At 71.4% G+C, this 14246-nt stretch carries 15 protein-coding genes; 13 read left to right on the top strand and 2 right to left on the bottom strand.

Going from position 1 to position 14246, the window contains the following annotated elements:
- Nucleotides 1-166 precede the first annotated feature (166 nt).
- Nucleotides 167-886 carry a DUF4232 domain-containing protein gene (locus ABEA93_RS18500; RefSeq protein ID WP_345676694.1) on the top strand — a complete coding sequence of 240 codons (720 nt, stop codon included), beginning with the start codon at nucleotides 167-169 and terminating at the stop codon, nucleotides 884-886.
- A 224-nt stretch (nucleotides 887-1110) separates the two neighbouring features.
- Here ABEA93_RS18500 and ABEA93_RS18495 read toward each other — a convergent pair whose 3' ends face one another.
- Entirely contained in the window at nucleotides 1111-2604 is a 1494-nt protein-coding gene (locus tag ABEA93_RS18495) for an MFS transporter (RefSeq protein ID WP_345676693.1), read from the bottom strand.
- Between the two features lie 142 nt (nucleotides 2605-2746).
- On the opposite strand from ABEA93_RS18495, the gene ABEA93_RS18490 reads away from it, so the two are divergent.
- Nucleotides 2747-3718 (top strand): helix-turn-helix transcriptional regulator, encoded by a 972-nt coding sequence (locus ABEA93_RS18490; RefSeq protein WP_345676692.1) that lies wholly within the window; start codon nucleotides 2747-2749, stop codon nucleotides 3716-3718.
- Nucleotides 3719-3844: 126 nt separating this feature from the next.
- Nucleotides 3845-5323, top strand: coding sequence for an MFS transporter (locus tag ABEA93_RS18485; protein WP_345676691.1), 1479 nt, complete (start codon nucleotides 3845-3847; stop codon nucleotides 5321-5323).
- 45 nt (nucleotides 5324-5368) lie between these two features.
- Here ABEA93_RS18485 and ABEA93_RS18480 read toward each other — a convergent pair whose 3' ends face one another.
- Nucleotides 5369-6181 (bottom strand): aminotransferase class IV family protein, encoded by an 813-nt coding sequence (locus ABEA93_RS18480; protein ID WP_345676690.1) that lies wholly within the window; start codon nucleotides 6179-6181, stop codon nucleotides 5369-5371.
- Nucleotides 6182-6325: 144 nt separating this feature from the next.
- Here ABEA93_RS18480 and ABEA93_RS18475 point away from each other — a divergent pair, with 144 nt between their 5' ends.
- The 10 genes from ABEA93_RS18475 (at nucleotide 6326) to ligD (ending at nucleotide 14197) form a co-directional block, all read left to right on the top strand.
- Nucleotides 6326-6931: a TetR/AcrR family transcriptional regulator gene (locus tag ABEA93_RS18475; protein WP_345676689.1), complete on the top strand. Its 606-nt coding sequence runs from the start codon at nucleotides 6326-6328 to the stop codon at nucleotides 6929-6931.
- On the top strand, nucleotides 6928-7689 hold the full coding sequence (locus ABEA93_RS18470) for a nucleotidyl transferase AbiEii/AbiGii toxin family protein (RefSeq protein WP_345676688.1): 762 nt from the start codon (nucleotides 6928-6930) through the stop codon (nucleotides 7687-7689). The genes ABEA93_RS18475 and ABEA93_RS18470 overlap by 4 nt, the downstream gene beginning before the upstream one ends.
- Before the next feature lie 256 nt (nucleotides 7690-7945).
- A complete protein-coding gene (locus tag ABEA93_RS18465; protein WP_345676687.1) occupies nucleotides 7946-8926 on the top strand; it encodes a sigma-70 family RNA polymerase sigma factor in 981 nt (326 codons plus the stop codon).
- A gap of 7 nt (nucleotides 8927-8933) precedes the next feature.
- A complete protein-coding gene (locus ABEA93_RS18460) occupies nucleotides 8934-9458 on the top strand; it encodes a DinB family protein (protein WP_345676686.1) in 525 nt (174 codons plus the stop codon).
- Nucleotides 9459-9466: 8 nt separating this feature from the next.
- Entirely contained in the window at nucleotides 9467-9955 is a 489-nt protein-coding gene (locus ABEA93_RS18455) for a GNAT family N-acetyltransferase (RefSeq protein ID WP_345676685.1), read from the top strand.
- A 161-nt stretch (nucleotides 9956-10116) separates the two neighbouring features.
- The gene (locus ABEA93_RS18450) at nucleotides 10117-10977 is read left to right on the top strand and encodes a hypothetical protein (protein WP_345676684.1); all 861 of its coding nucleotides are present in this window, start codon (nucleotides 10117-10119) and stop codon (nucleotides 10975-10977) included.
- A gap of 166 nt (nucleotides 10978-11143) precedes the next feature.
- The gene (locus tag ABEA93_RS18445) at nucleotides 11144-11464 is read left to right on the top strand and encodes a nuclear transport factor 2 family protein (protein ID WP_345676683.1); all 321 of its coding nucleotides are present in this window, start codon (nucleotides 11144-11146) and stop codon (nucleotides 11462-11464) included.
- A 166-nt stretch (nucleotides 11465-11630) separates the two neighbouring features.
- Nucleotides 11631-12701, top strand: coding sequence for a porin PorA family protein (locus ABEA93_RS18440; RefSeq protein ID WP_345676682.1), 1071 nt, complete (start codon nucleotides 11631-11633; stop codon nucleotides 12699-12701).
- A gap of 112 nt (nucleotides 12702-12813) precedes the next feature.
- Nucleotides 12814-13659, top strand: coding sequence for a hypothetical protein (locus tag ABEA93_RS18435; RefSeq protein ID WP_345676681.1), 846 nt, complete (start codon nucleotides 12814-12816; stop codon nucleotides 13657-13659).
- Nucleotides 13660-13834: 175 nt separating this feature from the next.
- On the top strand, nucleotides 13835-14197 hold the full coding sequence (gene ligD, locus ABEA93_RS18430) for a non-homologous end-joining DNA ligase LigD (RefSeq protein ID WP_425584987.1): 363 nt from the start codon (nucleotides 13835-13837) through the stop codon (nucleotides 14195-14197).
- Nucleotides 14198-14246: the final 49 nt, after the last annotated feature.

Genomic DNA, 14246 nt, shown 5'->3' with positions numbered 1-14246 from the left:
AGCGGGCTGTTGCGTTCTGTGACCGTGTCACTGGTTGGTGACAGCGCTGTCGTGGATCGTCGACGTCGGTTCCCCAGGGGTTCCCGGCGCGGACATAGTGATCATGCAAGCACCGAGAAGCCCGGCTCCACAAAGGCTTCAACTACGCGATACCAAGGGGTTTTTGATGTCCGCCAACCGTCGCCAGACCGTCCTCGCCTCCGCAGCCCTCGTCGCCGGCGCCCTGCTGATGACCGCCTGCCAGGACTCGGACTCCGGCGCCGCGCAAGGGGCTTCGTCCAACGCATCGAACGGTCAGGCGCCCGCCTCGCCCAACACGTCGAACTCGGGCGGAAGCCAGGGCGGCAACAGCCAGGGCAGCCAAGGCGGAAGCCAGGGCGGAGGAGACAACTCCACCGGCAAGAGCAGCAGCGGCGGTCAGGGCACGAGCGCCGGCAACGGCACTACCTCGGGCGGCGGCAGCGGCAAGGCGTCCAAGTGCCGCACCGACGAACTCAAGGTCACCGCGCTCGACAACACCATCAGCGGCGACCGGGACGGCAGTGTCGCGGTCACGTTCAAGAACAACGGCCCCGACTGCTCGATGGCCGGCTTCGCGGGCGTCAACCTCAAGACCGACGCGGGCGACATATCCGCCGAGCGCACCAGCCAGGAACCCGTCTCGATCGTCCTCAAGGCCGGCAAGTCGGTTTCCTTCACCATCAGCTACCCGGTCGAGACGATGGGCGAAGCCTCCGGCCTCCGCATCACCGGCCTGGTCGTGACCCCGCCGGACGAGACCAAGTCCGTGACCATCGACTGGCCCGGCGCCGGCCGGTTCCCCGTCAAGAGCGGCGGCGACCTGGTCAAGGTCGGCCCGATCGGCAGCGCCGGCCAGGGCGGCTGAGCCACAGCCCTTGCCGGACCCGCAAGTTCCGTAGGTTCCACGTGTTCCGTACACCCTCGACACACGCGAATCCGTACCTCCCCACAGTTCCCGAGACCACGCAACGCCGCCACCCCCCAAGTGACGACGACTCACCCGCCCCCGAAGACCACAGGCGCATAGACGCCGAAGCGCCGGACGGACGACCCGCAAAGGTCGACCGCCCGGCGCTTCTCGCATCCCCGTCAGTGCCCGCCGCCCTGCCGCGCATGCTTCGGCAGCAGGAAGCCGAGGGCGAAGGCAAGCGCGGTAAGTCCCAGCGCGATCAGTGCCGTCAGCGACACCGCGTCGAGCGCCGCCTGGCTGTGCATCCGTGCACCGCCCTGGCCGAAGAACACCGTGCCGAAGATCGCGACACCCAGCGCCGACGCGAGCTGCTGCATCGACTCCAGCGCACCCGACGCCGAGCCGACCTCCTCGTCCGCGATCTCGCCCATGATGATGTCGAACAGCGGGACGAAGATCAGGCCCATGCCCAAGCCGTACACCAGGAACGGCGCCACCAGCGGCCAACTCCCCATCGTCGTCGACGCGTTCGCGAAGACGAGGTAGAGCAGTGCGGTCCCGCCGGCCATGATCGCCAGACCGATGTGCAGGATCTTCCGGCCCAGCTTGCCCATCAGCATGCCGCTCGCCGCCGAGCCGATGAACGCGCCGATCGCCCACGACCCCATCGTCAGGCTCGCCCGCATCGCGCTGAAGCCCATGCCGAGCTGCAGGAACAGGCCCACCGCCAGCGAGAAGCCGGTGATCGCACCGAAGAACGCGATGACGAAGAGGACGCCCGACGCGTACGACCGCTTGCGGAACACGCTCAGCCGCACCAGCGGCGCCCGCCCCGAAGCCGCCCGCTGCAACTGCTGGTACGCGAAACCCCCGAGCACCGCCACCGACGCCGCCAGCATCCCGAACATCCACAGCGGCCAGCCCTTTTCGCGGCCCTGCACCAGCGGGTAGACCAGCAGGAACATCCCGACGCCGCCGATCAGTGCACCCGTCCAGTCCAGCGACCGCGAACCCGCCGCGATCGGCCGCGCCGACGGAAGCACCCGCTGCCCGACCAGCAGCGCGAACAGGCCCAGCGGCAGGTTGATCAGGAAGATCATGCGCCACCCGGTGCCGAACACGTCCGCGTCCACCAGCGTGCCCGCCACGATCGGGCCGAGGATCGTCGCGATCCCGATGCACGGACCGAACGCCGCGAACGCCTTGCCCATTTCCTGCGGCGAGAACAGGTCCCGGATCAGGCCGAACGTCTGCGGGATCATCACCGCCCCGCACAGCCCCTGCACCACGCGCGCCGCGATCAGCGCCTCCGGGTTCCACGCCAGCGCACACGCCAGCGACGCCAGCACGAAGCCCGTCGCGCCGATCTGCAGCATCCGCTTGCGGCCGAACATGTCGCCCAGCCGACCGCCGGTCAGCAGCCCCACCGCCATGGTGAGCGTGTACGACGCGGCCACCCACTGCAGCCCGGTGTACGAGGCCCCCAAGTCGTCCCGGATCGCCGGCGCCGCGACGTTGACCACCGTCGCGTCCAGCAGGTTCATCAGCGTGGCCGCCAGGATCGCGAACAGGCCGAGCCACTTGCGGCCGCCCTCCGCGGCACCGGATCCGGCGGACGGCGCACCGGTTTCCGTCTCCGGCCGAACGGCCGCGGAGTCCAGGACTGCGCTCACAGGCGTGCTCCTTCAAGCAAGGGAATCAGGGAGGTGGCGAGGGAAGCGGAGGGAGTCGGTGGCAACCGCTCATCTCCACTGCTTGAACTCTAGGAGTCCAATAGGCAAGCTTCGTTCCTAAAGGAAAGGCAGGCTCGCATTCATGTTGGAAACCTCTGCACGACTGCTGCGTCTGCTCTCCCTGCTGCAGACCCACCGCGACTGGACCGGCACCGAACTCGCCGACCGGCTCGACGTCACCCCGCGCACCGTCCGCAACGACGTCGAACGCCTCCGCACCCTCGGCTACCCGGTGCACGCCACCCGAGGCGCCGCCGGCGGCTACCGCCTCGGCGCCGGCGCCTCCCTGCCCCCGCTGCTGCTGGACGACGAAGAGGCCGTCGCGGTCGCCGTCGGCCTCCGCACCGCGGCCGGCGGCACCGTCTCCGGCATCGAGGAAACGTCGCTGCGCGCTCTCGCCAAGCTGGAACAGGTGCTGCCGACCCGGCTGCGCCGCAGGGTGAACGCGCTGCACGCGTACACCGTGCCGGTGCCCGGACAGGAGGGGCCGCGCGTCGACACCGAAGTGCTCACCGCCATCGCCGCCGCGTGCCGCGACCACGAGCGCTTGCGGTTCGGTTACCAGGATTACGCGGGCAACGAGACGGTCCGCAATGTCGAGCCGTACCGGATGGTCAACTGGGGGCGCCGCTGGTACCTCCTCGCGTGGGACGTGGAACGCGACGACTGGCGGATCTTCCGCGTCGACCGGGTCGTCCCGCGGACCCCGACCGGCGCCCGGTTCGCGCCGCGCGACCTGCCGTCGGAAGACGTCGCCGACTATGTGTCCAAGCGCGTGTCGGCGGCGCCGTGGCAGACCAAGGTGCGCGTCGTCGTCCAGGCCTCCGCGGAGGACATCGCCGCCCGGGTGCCGTGGTTCGCCGGATCGGTGGAGGCGCTGGACGCCGAGACGTGCGTGTTCACGACGGGTTCGAGCGATCCGGCGTCCCTGGTGGCCTGGCTCGGACTCCTCGGCGCCGACTTCACCGTCGAGGACGCCCCCGAACTTGCGGAGCACATGCGGACGTTGGGGGAGCGGATGCTGCGTGCGGCGGCGGCCGCGGAGGGCCGTTAAGCAGGGAGTGAGTCGCGGGGAGGTGAGCTGTCGGTTCGATAACCCGAACATTGGTGTTCGACATCAAGCCGCCGACGGCATACCCTCAAATCGAACACTACTGTTCGACTTCTTGGGGGTTCCGGCATGGACACGCCTGCCGCGCACACCGCACACCGGCACCACACAGGGCATCCGCACCCGGCGGACGACCCGCACCACCCCGCCCCGTCGCCCCGCCGCTGGTGGGTCCTCGCCGTGCTCTGCCTCGCGCAGTTCATGGTCGTCCTCGACGTCACCGTCGTGAACGTCGCCCTGCCCGTCATGGGCGACGAACTCGGCCTCGGCCGCGCCGCGTCCACGTGGGTGGTGACCGCCTACACGCTCTGCTTCGGCGGCCTGATGCTGCTCGGCGGCCGCCTCGCCGACACCCGCGGCCGCCGCGTGGTCTTCCTCACCGGCCTGGCCGTCTTCACCGCCGGATCCCTCGGCTCCGGCCTCGCCGGCAGCGCGACCGCCCTGATCACCGCCCGCGCCGCGCAAGGCATCGGCGCGGCGATGCTGTCGCCCGCCGCGCTGTCGATCCTCACCACCACCTTCCACGGCCCGGAACGCAACAAGGCGCTCGGCGTCTGGGCCGGGCTCGGCGGTGCGGGCGCCGCCGTCGGCGTGCTCGTCGGCGGAGCGTTCACCGACGGACCGGGCTGGGAGTGGGCGTTCTACGTCAACGTGCCGGTCGGCATTGCGCTTGCCGTCGCCGTCCCGCTCCTCGTCGACGGCGGCATCGGGCGCAGCGGCGGCCGCATCGACGTGCCGGGCGCGCTCGCGGCGACCGCCGCGGTCGCCGCACTCATCTACGGACTCGTCCGCGCGGGCGACCAAGGCTGGGGAGACCCGGGCACATTGGCGGCGTTCGCGGCGGGCATCGTCCTGGCCGCCGGGTTCGTGGCGATCGAACGGAGCGTCGCGGAACCGCTCGTCCGCCTCCCCGCACACGGCCGCCGCGCGGTGCTGTCCGGCAACGTCGTGATGCTCGCCGCCACCGGCCTCCTGCTGTCCTTCTTCTTCCTGTCCTCGCAGTACATGCAACGCACGCTCGGCCTCGGCGCCTTCGACACCGGCCTCGTCTTCCTGCCCGTCGCGGTGGCCATCGGCCTCGGCTCCCACCTCGCCATGCACGTCATCGCCAAGCACGGCGGCCGCCCCGCCGCGATCGCCGGCTTCATCCTCGCGGGCCTCGGCGCGCTGTTCCTCGCCCGCGTCCCCGACAACGGCAGCGCGTGGGCAAACGTCCTGCCCGGCTTCCTTGTCGCAAGCCTCGGCCTGGGCGCGACGTTCGTGGCGGCGACGACCACGGCGCTCGCCTATGTCGCCCCGGACGATGCCGGGGTCGCGTCCGGTCTGGTCAACACCGGCCACGAATTCGGCGCGACCCTCGGCATCGCCCTCATGTCGACCGCGGCGGCGTCCAGCCTCGACGCCCGGGCCATGCCGATGCCGACCGGTGGAATCGGCACCGCCTTCGTCGCGGCGGCCGCCGCCGCGGGCACGATGGCGGTACTCGCCGGACTGCTGCTGCCGGGCGGACCACCGCCGGAGACGGACCGGCCGATGTTCGCGCACTAGAACGGGCGGAGCACCGACGGCCGGTCACGTCATGCGGACGGGGAACTACGGAGCTTCGGCCGGCTCGGAGGCGAACGCGCGGTGCAGGGCGTCGAGGAACTCGGGTGCGTCGCGGAAGGCCGTGTCTCCGATGCGGCGCACCGGCACACCCGGCGTCCAGGAGTTCAGCACCGCCGCGCCCGACAGCCCGGGCAGTTCGGCCGCCGTCAGTACCCGGTCCTCCTGCGGCACCCCCAGCTCGGCGAGGCGGCGGCGCACGATGCCCATCGTCGTCCCGCCGAGCATTGGTGCCCGCGGCCACACCACCGACGTGCCGTCCCAGAACGCCAGGTTCCAGATCGACGCCTCGCCGAACCGGCCGTGCCGGTCGACGAACGCCGCGTCGTCGAACCCGTCCGCGACGGCGCGGCGCAGGTAGTACGTCTTGGCGACCTCGCCGACGTGCTTGAGATGCGGCAGGACCCGCTCGTACCCGACCACCGCGAGCGCGAGCGGACCCGCCGGGCCGTCGGAGGGCGGTCCCGTCCGGACCAGGACACGCAGCCCGCCGTCGTCCGCGGCGGTGAACTCGCCGACGGGCTCGTGGACGGTCGCGGTCAGCGAGACGTCCGGTGGGGCTTCGGCGAGGGCGGTGCGCAGGTGGGCGCGGACCAGGTCGTCCGGCAGAACCCGGCCGTACAGTTCGAGCGAAGCGTTGCGGAGGCGGGCGAGATGCAGATCCAGACCGCGCACCCGACCGCCGCGTACCTGCATCGCCGTGAAGTGCGCGTGACCGGCGAAGGCCAGCGGAGCCAGCTCGTCCGCGGTTGCCCGACGGCCGTCGAGGTGGACGACGGGGGAGGGAGTGAGGGCAGGCATGGGGGATTACCTTCCGGGTGCGGAGCGTCCGCTCGCGCGGCGTCTTCGCAACCTAGGACCTCACATTGGTGTGAGGTTCAAGTCGGCGAACCGCCCGCGCCCCCTCCCGGCCGGCGTCGGTGTGACGTTCTAGGCTGACCGGCTGTGGCACGTACCGAATCCCGCGCGGGCGGTGCCGGGGGCGGACCCCGGCGCCGGGCCGACGCCGAGCGCAGCATCGAAGCGATCCTCGACGCCGCGCAAGCCGGCCTTGCCGACCACCCGCAGCTCACCATGGCCGAACTCGCCCGCGCCGCGGGCGTCGGGCGCGTCACCCTCTACACGCACTTCGCGTCCCGCGAAGCCGTGCTCGGGGCGGTGCTCGAACGCGCGGTCGACGAAGCCTCCGCGGCCATCGAAGCCGCCGCGCCCCGCGAGGGCAGCGCGGCGGAGGCGCTGGACCGGCTCGTCCGCACCAGCTGGCGCGTACTCGACCGGCACCGCCGCCTGTTCGCCGTCGCACACGCCGAACTCCCGCCCGCCGACATGCGCCGCCACCACGAACGCGCCCTCGCCCACGTCGAGCAGCTCATCGAACGCGGCCGCGACGAAGGCGACTTCCGCAGCGACCTGCCCACCACGTGGCTGCTCAGCGCCGTCTACAGCCTCATGCACGCGGCCGCCGAGGACGTCAACAGCGGCCAGTTGACGGCAGAGCAGGCCCCGGAAGTCCTGGTCGCGATGATCCTCCCGGCGGTGCGCGGCCGATGAACGACCTCGACTCCCTGGTCTTCGACCACGTCCTCGCGGGCATAGCCGCCTCGCCGTGGCGCGACGACCTGGTGCTGCGCGGCAGCGCGGCGATGCCCGCCTGGGTCGGCGACCGGGCCCGCGTGCCCGGCGACCTCGACTTCGTCGTCGCCCCCTCGGCCGACGGCGGTGTCCACATGCCCGTCGTCGACCTGCTGCGGCACCTCGACGAACAGCCGGAGCCCCCCGGACTGGACCTCGACCTCGAGAACGCCTCGCTCGACTGGTTCTCCGACCTCGACGACGAGGCCTACGGCGACGATTCCGGCATTCGCGTGCGGATCCACTGGGAAGCCGTCGGACGACCCGACGACGAGGGCACCCTCCAAATCGACTTCGCCGCCGACGAGGTCATGCCGGAACCCCCGGTCGCCGCCCGCGTGCCGCGCCGCACCGCCGGCGAGCCGATCGACGTGCCCGCTGCCGGCCCCGGCCTGTCCCTGGCATGGAAACTGCGCTGGCTGGACGCCGACCAAGAGCACGACGGACTCGCCCAGGCCAAGGACCTCTACGACGCGGTCGTGCTCGCCGAGGCCTACCCGGACGGCCTCACTCCCGCACTGATCGGCGCCGTGCTGCCGAGCCGGTTCGCCGCCGACCAGATACCGGGCTGGGACGTGGCGTGGCGCCGGCTCCGGGACCTGGGCGGGCGGTCGATCGCAGGCGACGCGGACGCGTGGCTCGCGCGGCTGCGGCGGGCGATGCCCGACGACCTTTGAGGTAGGGGGGCCACGGCCCGATCACGCTCCTCACGGGCCCTCCCTCCTCCCACCTTCTCTGGGACTCGGCTCGCGTCGAAGGGCCCTCCCCCGCCTCCTCCGCCATCGACGTCGCCGGATCTCACTCCCCAGCGAATGTCGACCATCCGAGTCTCCCCTCCACCCCCACTCCTGTCATCCCACCCCCGCAACCCTGTGGACAACCCGGCCGACCTGGCGTTTGTCACATCCACCCCGCCATCTCCGTCAACCGTGTATGGACGCCATCGCCGCACCCGCCCCCGACGCCGACCGCCCGCATCCCGGCGACGTCTGGCTTGCCGAGCAGTTCGAGACGCACCGCGTCCACCTGAGAACGGTCGCCTACAGCATGCTCGGCTCGCGCAGCGACGCCGACGACGCCGTGCAGGAGGCGTGGCTGCGCGTCACCCGCGCGGACCGGGCCGACGTGGTCAACCTGCGGGCCTGGCTCACCACCGTCGTCGGCCGCATCAGCCTCGACATGCTGCGCACCCGCCGCAGCCGCCGTGAGGACTATCCCGGGACGTCGCTGCCCGAACCGATCGTCCGCATGCACGACGAGCCGGGGCCCGAGGAAGCCGCTGTCGCCGCCGACTCGATCGGGCTCGCGCTGCTGATCGTCCTCGACACGCTCAACCCCGCGGAACGCCTGGCCTTCGTGCTGCACGACGTGTTCGGCATGGCGTTCGACGAGATCGCCCCGATCGTGTCCCGCACCCCTGCCGCCGCGCGGCAGTTGGCCAGCCGGGCCCGCCGCCGGGTGCGGTCCGCGCCGCAGCCGGACACCGACCTCGTCCGGCAGCGCCGCATCGTCGACGCGTTCCTGGCCGCCGCCCGGGACGGCGACTTCGACGCCCTCGTCGGCGCGCTCGCCCCCGACGTCCGCTTCCAACTCGACATCGGCGCCCACCGCCTCGGCGCGCACGCCGCGGCGGCGCACCGCACGGCGCCGGAGACCACGCTGGTCGGCGCGGACGTGGTCGCCAAGCAGATGATCGAGGTGGGCCCGCAGTTCCTCGCGCAGATCACCCCGGTCATCGTCAACGGCAGCGCCGGCACCCTCGCCGGCCGCCTCGACCGGCCGGGCGGCGTCGCGGGCTTCACCATCGTGGACGGCCTGATCGTCCGCATCGACGTCATCGCCGACCCGGAGAAACTGCGCGGAATCGATCTCGGCGGGAAAGCAGGGGAGGAAACGGGGGACACCCGTGCATGATGACCTCATGACCTGGACCGCGCCTGAAGCCGCCCGCCACGACGCCCCCCTGATCTCCGACGAGCGCGCGATGCTCGACGGCTGGCTCGACTTCCACCGCGCGACCTTGCTCGCCAAGTGCGCGGGCCTGACCGCCGAACAGCTCAAGATCCGCAGCGTCGAACCCTCCGGCATGTCGCTCCTCGGCCTCCTCCGGCACCTGACCGAGGTGGAGCGCAGCTGGTTCCGTGTCCGCTTCGACGGCAGCGAGAAACCCGAAGGGCTCTACTACGACGACGACAACCTCGACGGCGACTTCGACGACATCGACACCGCCGACGCGGAAGCCGACTACGCCACCTTCCTCCGCGAGGTCGAGCGTGCCCGCGACACCGCCCGCGGCCGCTCCCTCGACGAGGTCTACCACGACCCCTACCGCAAGACCGACATGAGCCTGCGCTGGATCTACGTCCACATGATCGAGGAGTACGCCCGCCACAACGGCCACGCCGACTTCCTCCGCGAACGCATCGACGGCGCCACGGGAGACTGACCCCTCACATGCGCATCACCACCGCCGAGCCCGCCCACTGGCCCCTCATCTGGCCGTTCTGGCGGGACATCGTCCGAGCCGGCGACACCTACACCTACTGGCCGGACACCGACGAAGCCACCGCCCGTGACATGTGGATGCTCGCGCCGCCAAGCCGCACCGTCGTCGCACTGGACGACGACGGCCGGGTCCTCGGCACCGCCAAGATGAACCGCAACCACATGGGCGGCGGCGCACACGTCGCCGGCGCCAGCTTCATGGTCGACCCGGCCGCGCAAGGCCGCGGCGTGGGCCGGGCGTTGTGCGAATACGTGCTCGACTGGGCGCGCGCCGAGGGCTACCGCGCGATCCAGTTCAACGCCGTCGTCGAGACGAACACCCGTGCGGTGAAGCTCTACGGATCCCTCGGCTTCGCGATCGCCGCGAACCTCCGCGAGGGCTTCCGGCATCCGGAACTGGGCTACGTCGGACTGCTGGTGATGTACCGGATGCTCTGAACCACCCGGGGATCGCCTTTACCAGCCCCATGGCGATCCATGGCGTCCGCCGCGCCCACCACAAACCAAAATGTTGCCAAAGCCTCTCGGGACCCGCTAGCGTCGCGCAGCCCCCGTACCGCTCGCGCACCACCCGGCGCACGTCTCCCGACGAGAACTCCATGCACCACATCACCCGACGCACCCGTGCCGCCGCCGTCGCCGGCCTCGCCTTCGCCGCCGCCACCGCTCTGTCCGCCTGCGGCAGCTCCGGCGGTGCCGGCAGCGCCGCGAAGGCCCGCGACGCCGCCGCGCCCTCAGCCTCCGGGTCGCCTTCCGCCTCGGCCGCCGCCTCCGGCAACGCCGCCTACAGCGCGTCGGAACTCGCGCGCCGCGCCGCCGAGGCGGTCGGCGACGACTCGCTGAACGTCGTGATCGGCGGCGTGATCGAGGACGGCAGCAGTTTGGACGTCACGGGCTGCATGCGCGGCGGCACCGACGCGCGCCTCGTCGGGACGATGTCCGACGGGCACGTCGAATTGGTGATGGTCGACGGCCACGGCTACGTGAAGGCCGACCTCGCGGTGTATGAGGCGATGTCCGACTCGGGCCCGCTGGACGAGGCCCAGCGCGCCGTCATCGAGCGGGCCATGGGCGGCAAGTACATGGACCTGGAAGACGACGACGACACCGACGGCACGACGAGCGTCACGGATCTGACGAACCTCGCCGACCTCCTGCGCGACAACGCGACGGACGCCACGAAGGGCGAAACCACCACCGTCGACGGCCGCGCGGTCGTCCCGCTCGTCGTTCACCCGGACACGGACACGACCACGACGTTCTACCTCCCCGTCGACGGCGAACCGTTCCCCTTCCGGGTGACCGAGCGCGTGGACAGCACCAGCGAGAACACCGTCTTCAGGCTGTCGCACGCCGACGCGCCCTGCTCGGTGACCGCCCCGGACCCCGACGACGTCGTGCCGACCGACCAGATCGAAACGGTCTTGCGGAAGGCCGCCGAGGAACTCGGTCTCTCCTAGCGGCCCGCGTTCGCCCTCGCGGCGACAGTGCCGCCGTTCGCGCATCCGCCTCACCCATTGGGCCCACGTCCTGATGACGCGTCACCTCCCCCGTGCTCGACTGGAAAGTCCCGGCCGCACCACGACCCAGGCCGGGGTTTTCGCCGAATCCCGGGAGTGCACCGCCATGATCGCCACCGCCGAGCTGACCGACCCCACCGTCCGCGCCTTCGTCGCCGCGGTCAACAAGCACGACAAGAACGCGTTCGACGCGCTCCTCGCCCCCGGCGCCACCATGTCCGACGACGGTTCGGACCGCGACCTCGCCGAGTGGACCGACCGCGAGATCTTCACGACCCGCGGCCACATGGACGTCGTCGAAGAAGCCGACTCGGGGCGCTCCCTCGTCGTCGACTACCGCAACGACACGTGGGGGAGCATGCGGACGCGCTGGGAGTTCACCGTCGACGGCGGCAAGGTCGCCCGCTTCGAGACCGGCCAGGCCTGAAACGGCGGGACGCTCGGCATACCCGCCGCGCACCGTACACCGCTCCGCCCCTCCGCATGGCCGATTAGCACATGCGATCACTGAGCGGGCCGGAATGCGCGATTCCGGCCGGGATCCGATGCGCGGCTGATTGGGTCTTCCCCACGAGCACGATGGGAGGCCCCTCATGCGCCGCGCGTCCTGGATCCTCGGATCCGTTTCCTTACTTCTCGTCGCCACCGGAGCGGTGAGCAAGTTCGCGGTTTACGACGAACTGCACAAAATGCCCGACGATGCCGAAGGCACCATGCACTTCCAGGGCACCGTGACCGCCCTCGACCCCGCTGCCATGCAGAAAGGCGACTTCGCACACGCGATCATCCGCGACCTGCCCGTCACCGCCGACCGCAAGGTCAAAGCCGTCAAGACGTCCGGCGGCACGATCGTGCTCAACGACCACACCGACGTGTTCGGCCCGACGAGACAGGTCGTGTCGACGAGCGAGCACCAGTACGCGGTCGACCGCGTCAACCTGCTCGAACGCCCTACTCCCGGCGGCGCCCAAGCCGAACCGCACGTCGGCCTGAGCGCGGGCTTCCCGCTCGATCCGGCGAAGCGCGACTACCCCTTCTGGGACGCCGAGACGCAGACCACTGTCCCGGCGGTCTACTCCGGCACCGAGCACCGCCAAGGCCGCACGGTGTACGTCTACCGCATCCGCACGTCCGGCCCCCTCGCCGACCCGGCGATGAAGTCCGCCCTGCCCCCGGCGCTGCCCAAGGCCGCCCTGCAGGCGCTCGCGCCCGGTGCAGACCTCACCGCGCAGCCGGACCCGGTGCCGCTCGCCTACACCTCGTCCACCGACTTGACCGGCTACGTCGACTCCGAGACCGGGGTGACCATCGCCCTCGACTCCAAGAAGGGCGTCGTGGCGACCGTCCAGGGCGCCGACGTGTTCCCGGTGGCGAACGCCGCGCTGTCCACCACCAAGGCCTCCGAGAAGGACCTCGCGGACACCGCGGCGACCGGCGCGCTCGTCTTCTGGATCATCAAGGACGCCGGGCCCTACGGAGCCTGGGCGCTCGCCGTCGTCCTCGCCGGCCTCGCGGTCTGGCTGGAGCGGCGCCACCGCCGCCAGGCGCTGGTGCCCGCGACCGCCGGAGGAGCCGTGCCGCCGCCGCGGGACGAGGAGCCCTTGGACGAGGAGTTGCCGGAGGAGCCTCCCGTGCGTCTTGAAACTGACGGCCCATCAGTTTAGGTTCGCGAACGCCGGGGCGCGTCAGCACGGCGTTTGGCATGCCAGGCGTCCCCGAGACGGGGACGCACGCATGCAGGACGCAGGCAAGACGCACGCAAGCAGGAGGCGCGCCATGGCATACCAGCCGCTCGAGGTCGGCGGGGTCGACGACTACCCGGTGAAGGTCGGCAGCATGCTGCTGACCCTCGTCGACCCGCACCGCGGGTTCGAGCGCGCGTACAACCGCTGGTACGAGCGCGACCACTACTACGGCGGCTGCATGGTCGGTCCGCACCTGTTCGCGGGCAGCCGGTGGGTCGCCACGCGCGAGCTGAAGGACCTGCGCTGGGCCGCCGAGGACGGCGCGGGCCCCGCGGTCGCCGAGCCGGGCGACGCGGGCAGCTACGTCGGCATCTACTGGGTCGAGAAGGGCAAGCACAAGGAGCACTTCGACGACTGGGCGCGCCCGCAGGTGGCCGCGTTGTACGGGGACGGCCGCGGGTTCGCCGAGCGCACCCACGTCCACACCGTGCTGTTCGACCACCTGGGCGCCTCGTACCGGGACGACGACCCGGTGCCGGTCGACCTGGCCCTCGACCACGGCTACGACGGCATCGTCGCGCTGTGGCTCGACGCCCGCGGCGACCGCACCGCGGCCGACCTGCTGGCGGATCTGAACCGCGACCACCTTCCGGCGCTGCTCAAGGACTCGTCCATCGAGATCGCCTCGGCCTGGGCGCCGTCCCCGGGCGAGGAGGAGGTGCGGCTCAAGCAGCCGATGCCGCTCGGCAGCCTTCCCGGCGGGGCGGGCCGACTGGTGCAGCTGTTCTTCCTGCACGGCGACGTCCGCGACGCGCTGCCCGCGCTGCGCGCCTACTCCGACGCGGTCGCCGCGGCCGGGCTGGCGGACACCCGTTTGGCCGCACCGTTCTTCCGCACCGTGGTCGGTACGGACACGTACGTGAACGAGATCTGGTAAGTAAACCCGCTCGGAGCAGTTAATAGCCTTCACAAACGGGCAACTGTGCTGTCGGCAGGCCCGGTCCTGAACCCCCGAGCAGGGCCGGGTCTGTCCCATTGCTTGTGTTCTGTCGGTGTTCGTGGTCGTCGTCGTCGGCGTTGTTGCCGACGGGCCGGGGAGGCGGGCGGCGTCCATGGCCGAGAAACCCGCAACCGTCCGCGCCGGACGGCACACCGTCGAAATCTCCCGGCCGGACAAGGTGCTCTTCCCCGACGACGGCCTCACCAAGGCCGATCCGCCCGACGACGACTTCGCCCCGGTCCGCGCCGCCGCGGCCGCCACCCGCGAACTCCTCGACGACCTCGGACTCGCCTCCACCGTCATGACCGCCGGCTCCCGCGGCCTGCACGTCATCGTGCCGCTCGACCGGCACGCCTCGCCGACGACCCGTGGGCGGACGCGCCGAAACGCGGGTACCGGCTCACCGCCGCACGCCGGAAGCTGGACGAGCTGCGCCCGGACGCCTGACCCGGACACCCGCCCCGGGGACGGCTGACCCGGACGGCCGCGTCGGCGCATGACCGCACACGAGGCGGGTAGCGGCC

Source organism: Yinghuangia aomiensis (assembly GCF_039542225.1).
GTDB lineage: Bacteria > Actinomycetota > Actinomycetes > Streptomycetales > Streptomycetaceae > Yinghuangia > Yinghuangia aomiensis.
This window is presented reverse-complemented; position numbering and strand designations above follow the sequence as displayed.

Excerpts from the sequence above, each read along its gene's own strand:
- ABEA93_RS18500 (WP_345676694.1), top strand. The coding sequence starts at position 167 with ATGTCCGCCAACCGTCGCCAGACCGTCCTCGCCTCCGCAGCCCTCGTC.
- ABEA93_RS18490 (WP_345676692.1), top strand. The coding sequence starts at position 2,747 with ATGTTGGAAACCTCTGCACGACTGCTGCGTCTGCTCTCCCTGCTGCAG.
- ABEA93_RS18485 (WP_345676691.1), top strand. The coding sequence starts at position 3,845 with ATGGACACGCCTGCCGCGCACACCGCACACCGGCACCACACAGGGCAT.
- ABEA93_RS18480 (WP_345676690.1), bottom strand. The coding sequence starts at position 6,181 with ATGCCTGCCCTCACTCCCTCCCCCGTCGTCCACCTCGACGGCCGTCGG.
- ABEA93_RS18470 (WP_345676688.1), top strand. The coding sequence starts at position 6,928 with ATGAACGACCTCGACTCCCTGGTCTTCGACCACGTCCTCGCGGGCATA.
- ABEA93_RS18465 (WP_345676687.1), top strand. The coding sequence starts at position 7,946 with ATGGACGCCATCGCCGCACCCGCCCCCGACGCCGACCGCCCGCATCCC.
- ABEA93_RS18460 (WP_345676686.1), top strand. The coding sequence starts at position 8,934 with ATGACCTGGACCGCGCCTGAAGCCGCCCGCCACGACGCCCCCCTGATC.
- ABEA93_RS18455 (WP_345676685.1), top strand. The coding sequence starts at position 9,467 with ATGCGCATCACCACCGCCGAGCCCGCCCACTGGCCCCTCATCTGGCCG.
- ABEA93_RS18450 (WP_345676684.1), top strand. The coding sequence starts at position 10,117 with ATGCACCACATCACCCGACGCACCCGTGCCGCCGCCGTCGCCGGCCTC.
- ABEA93_RS18445 (WP_345676683.1), top strand. The coding sequence starts at position 11,144 with ATGATCGCCACCGCCGAGCTGACCGACCCCACCGTCCGCGCCTTCGTC.
- ABEA93_RS18440 (WP_345676682.1), top strand. The coding sequence starts at position 11,631 with ATGCGCCGCGCGTCCTGGATCCTCGGATCCGTTTCCTTACTTCTCGTC.
- ABEA93_RS18435 (WP_345676681.1), top strand. The coding sequence starts at position 12,814 with ATGGCATACCAGCCGCTCGAGGTCGGCGGGGTCGACGACTACCCGGTG.
- ligD (WP_425584987.1), top strand. The coding sequence starts at position 13,835 with ATGGCCGAGAAACCCGCAACCGTCCGCGCCGGACGGCACACCGTCGAA.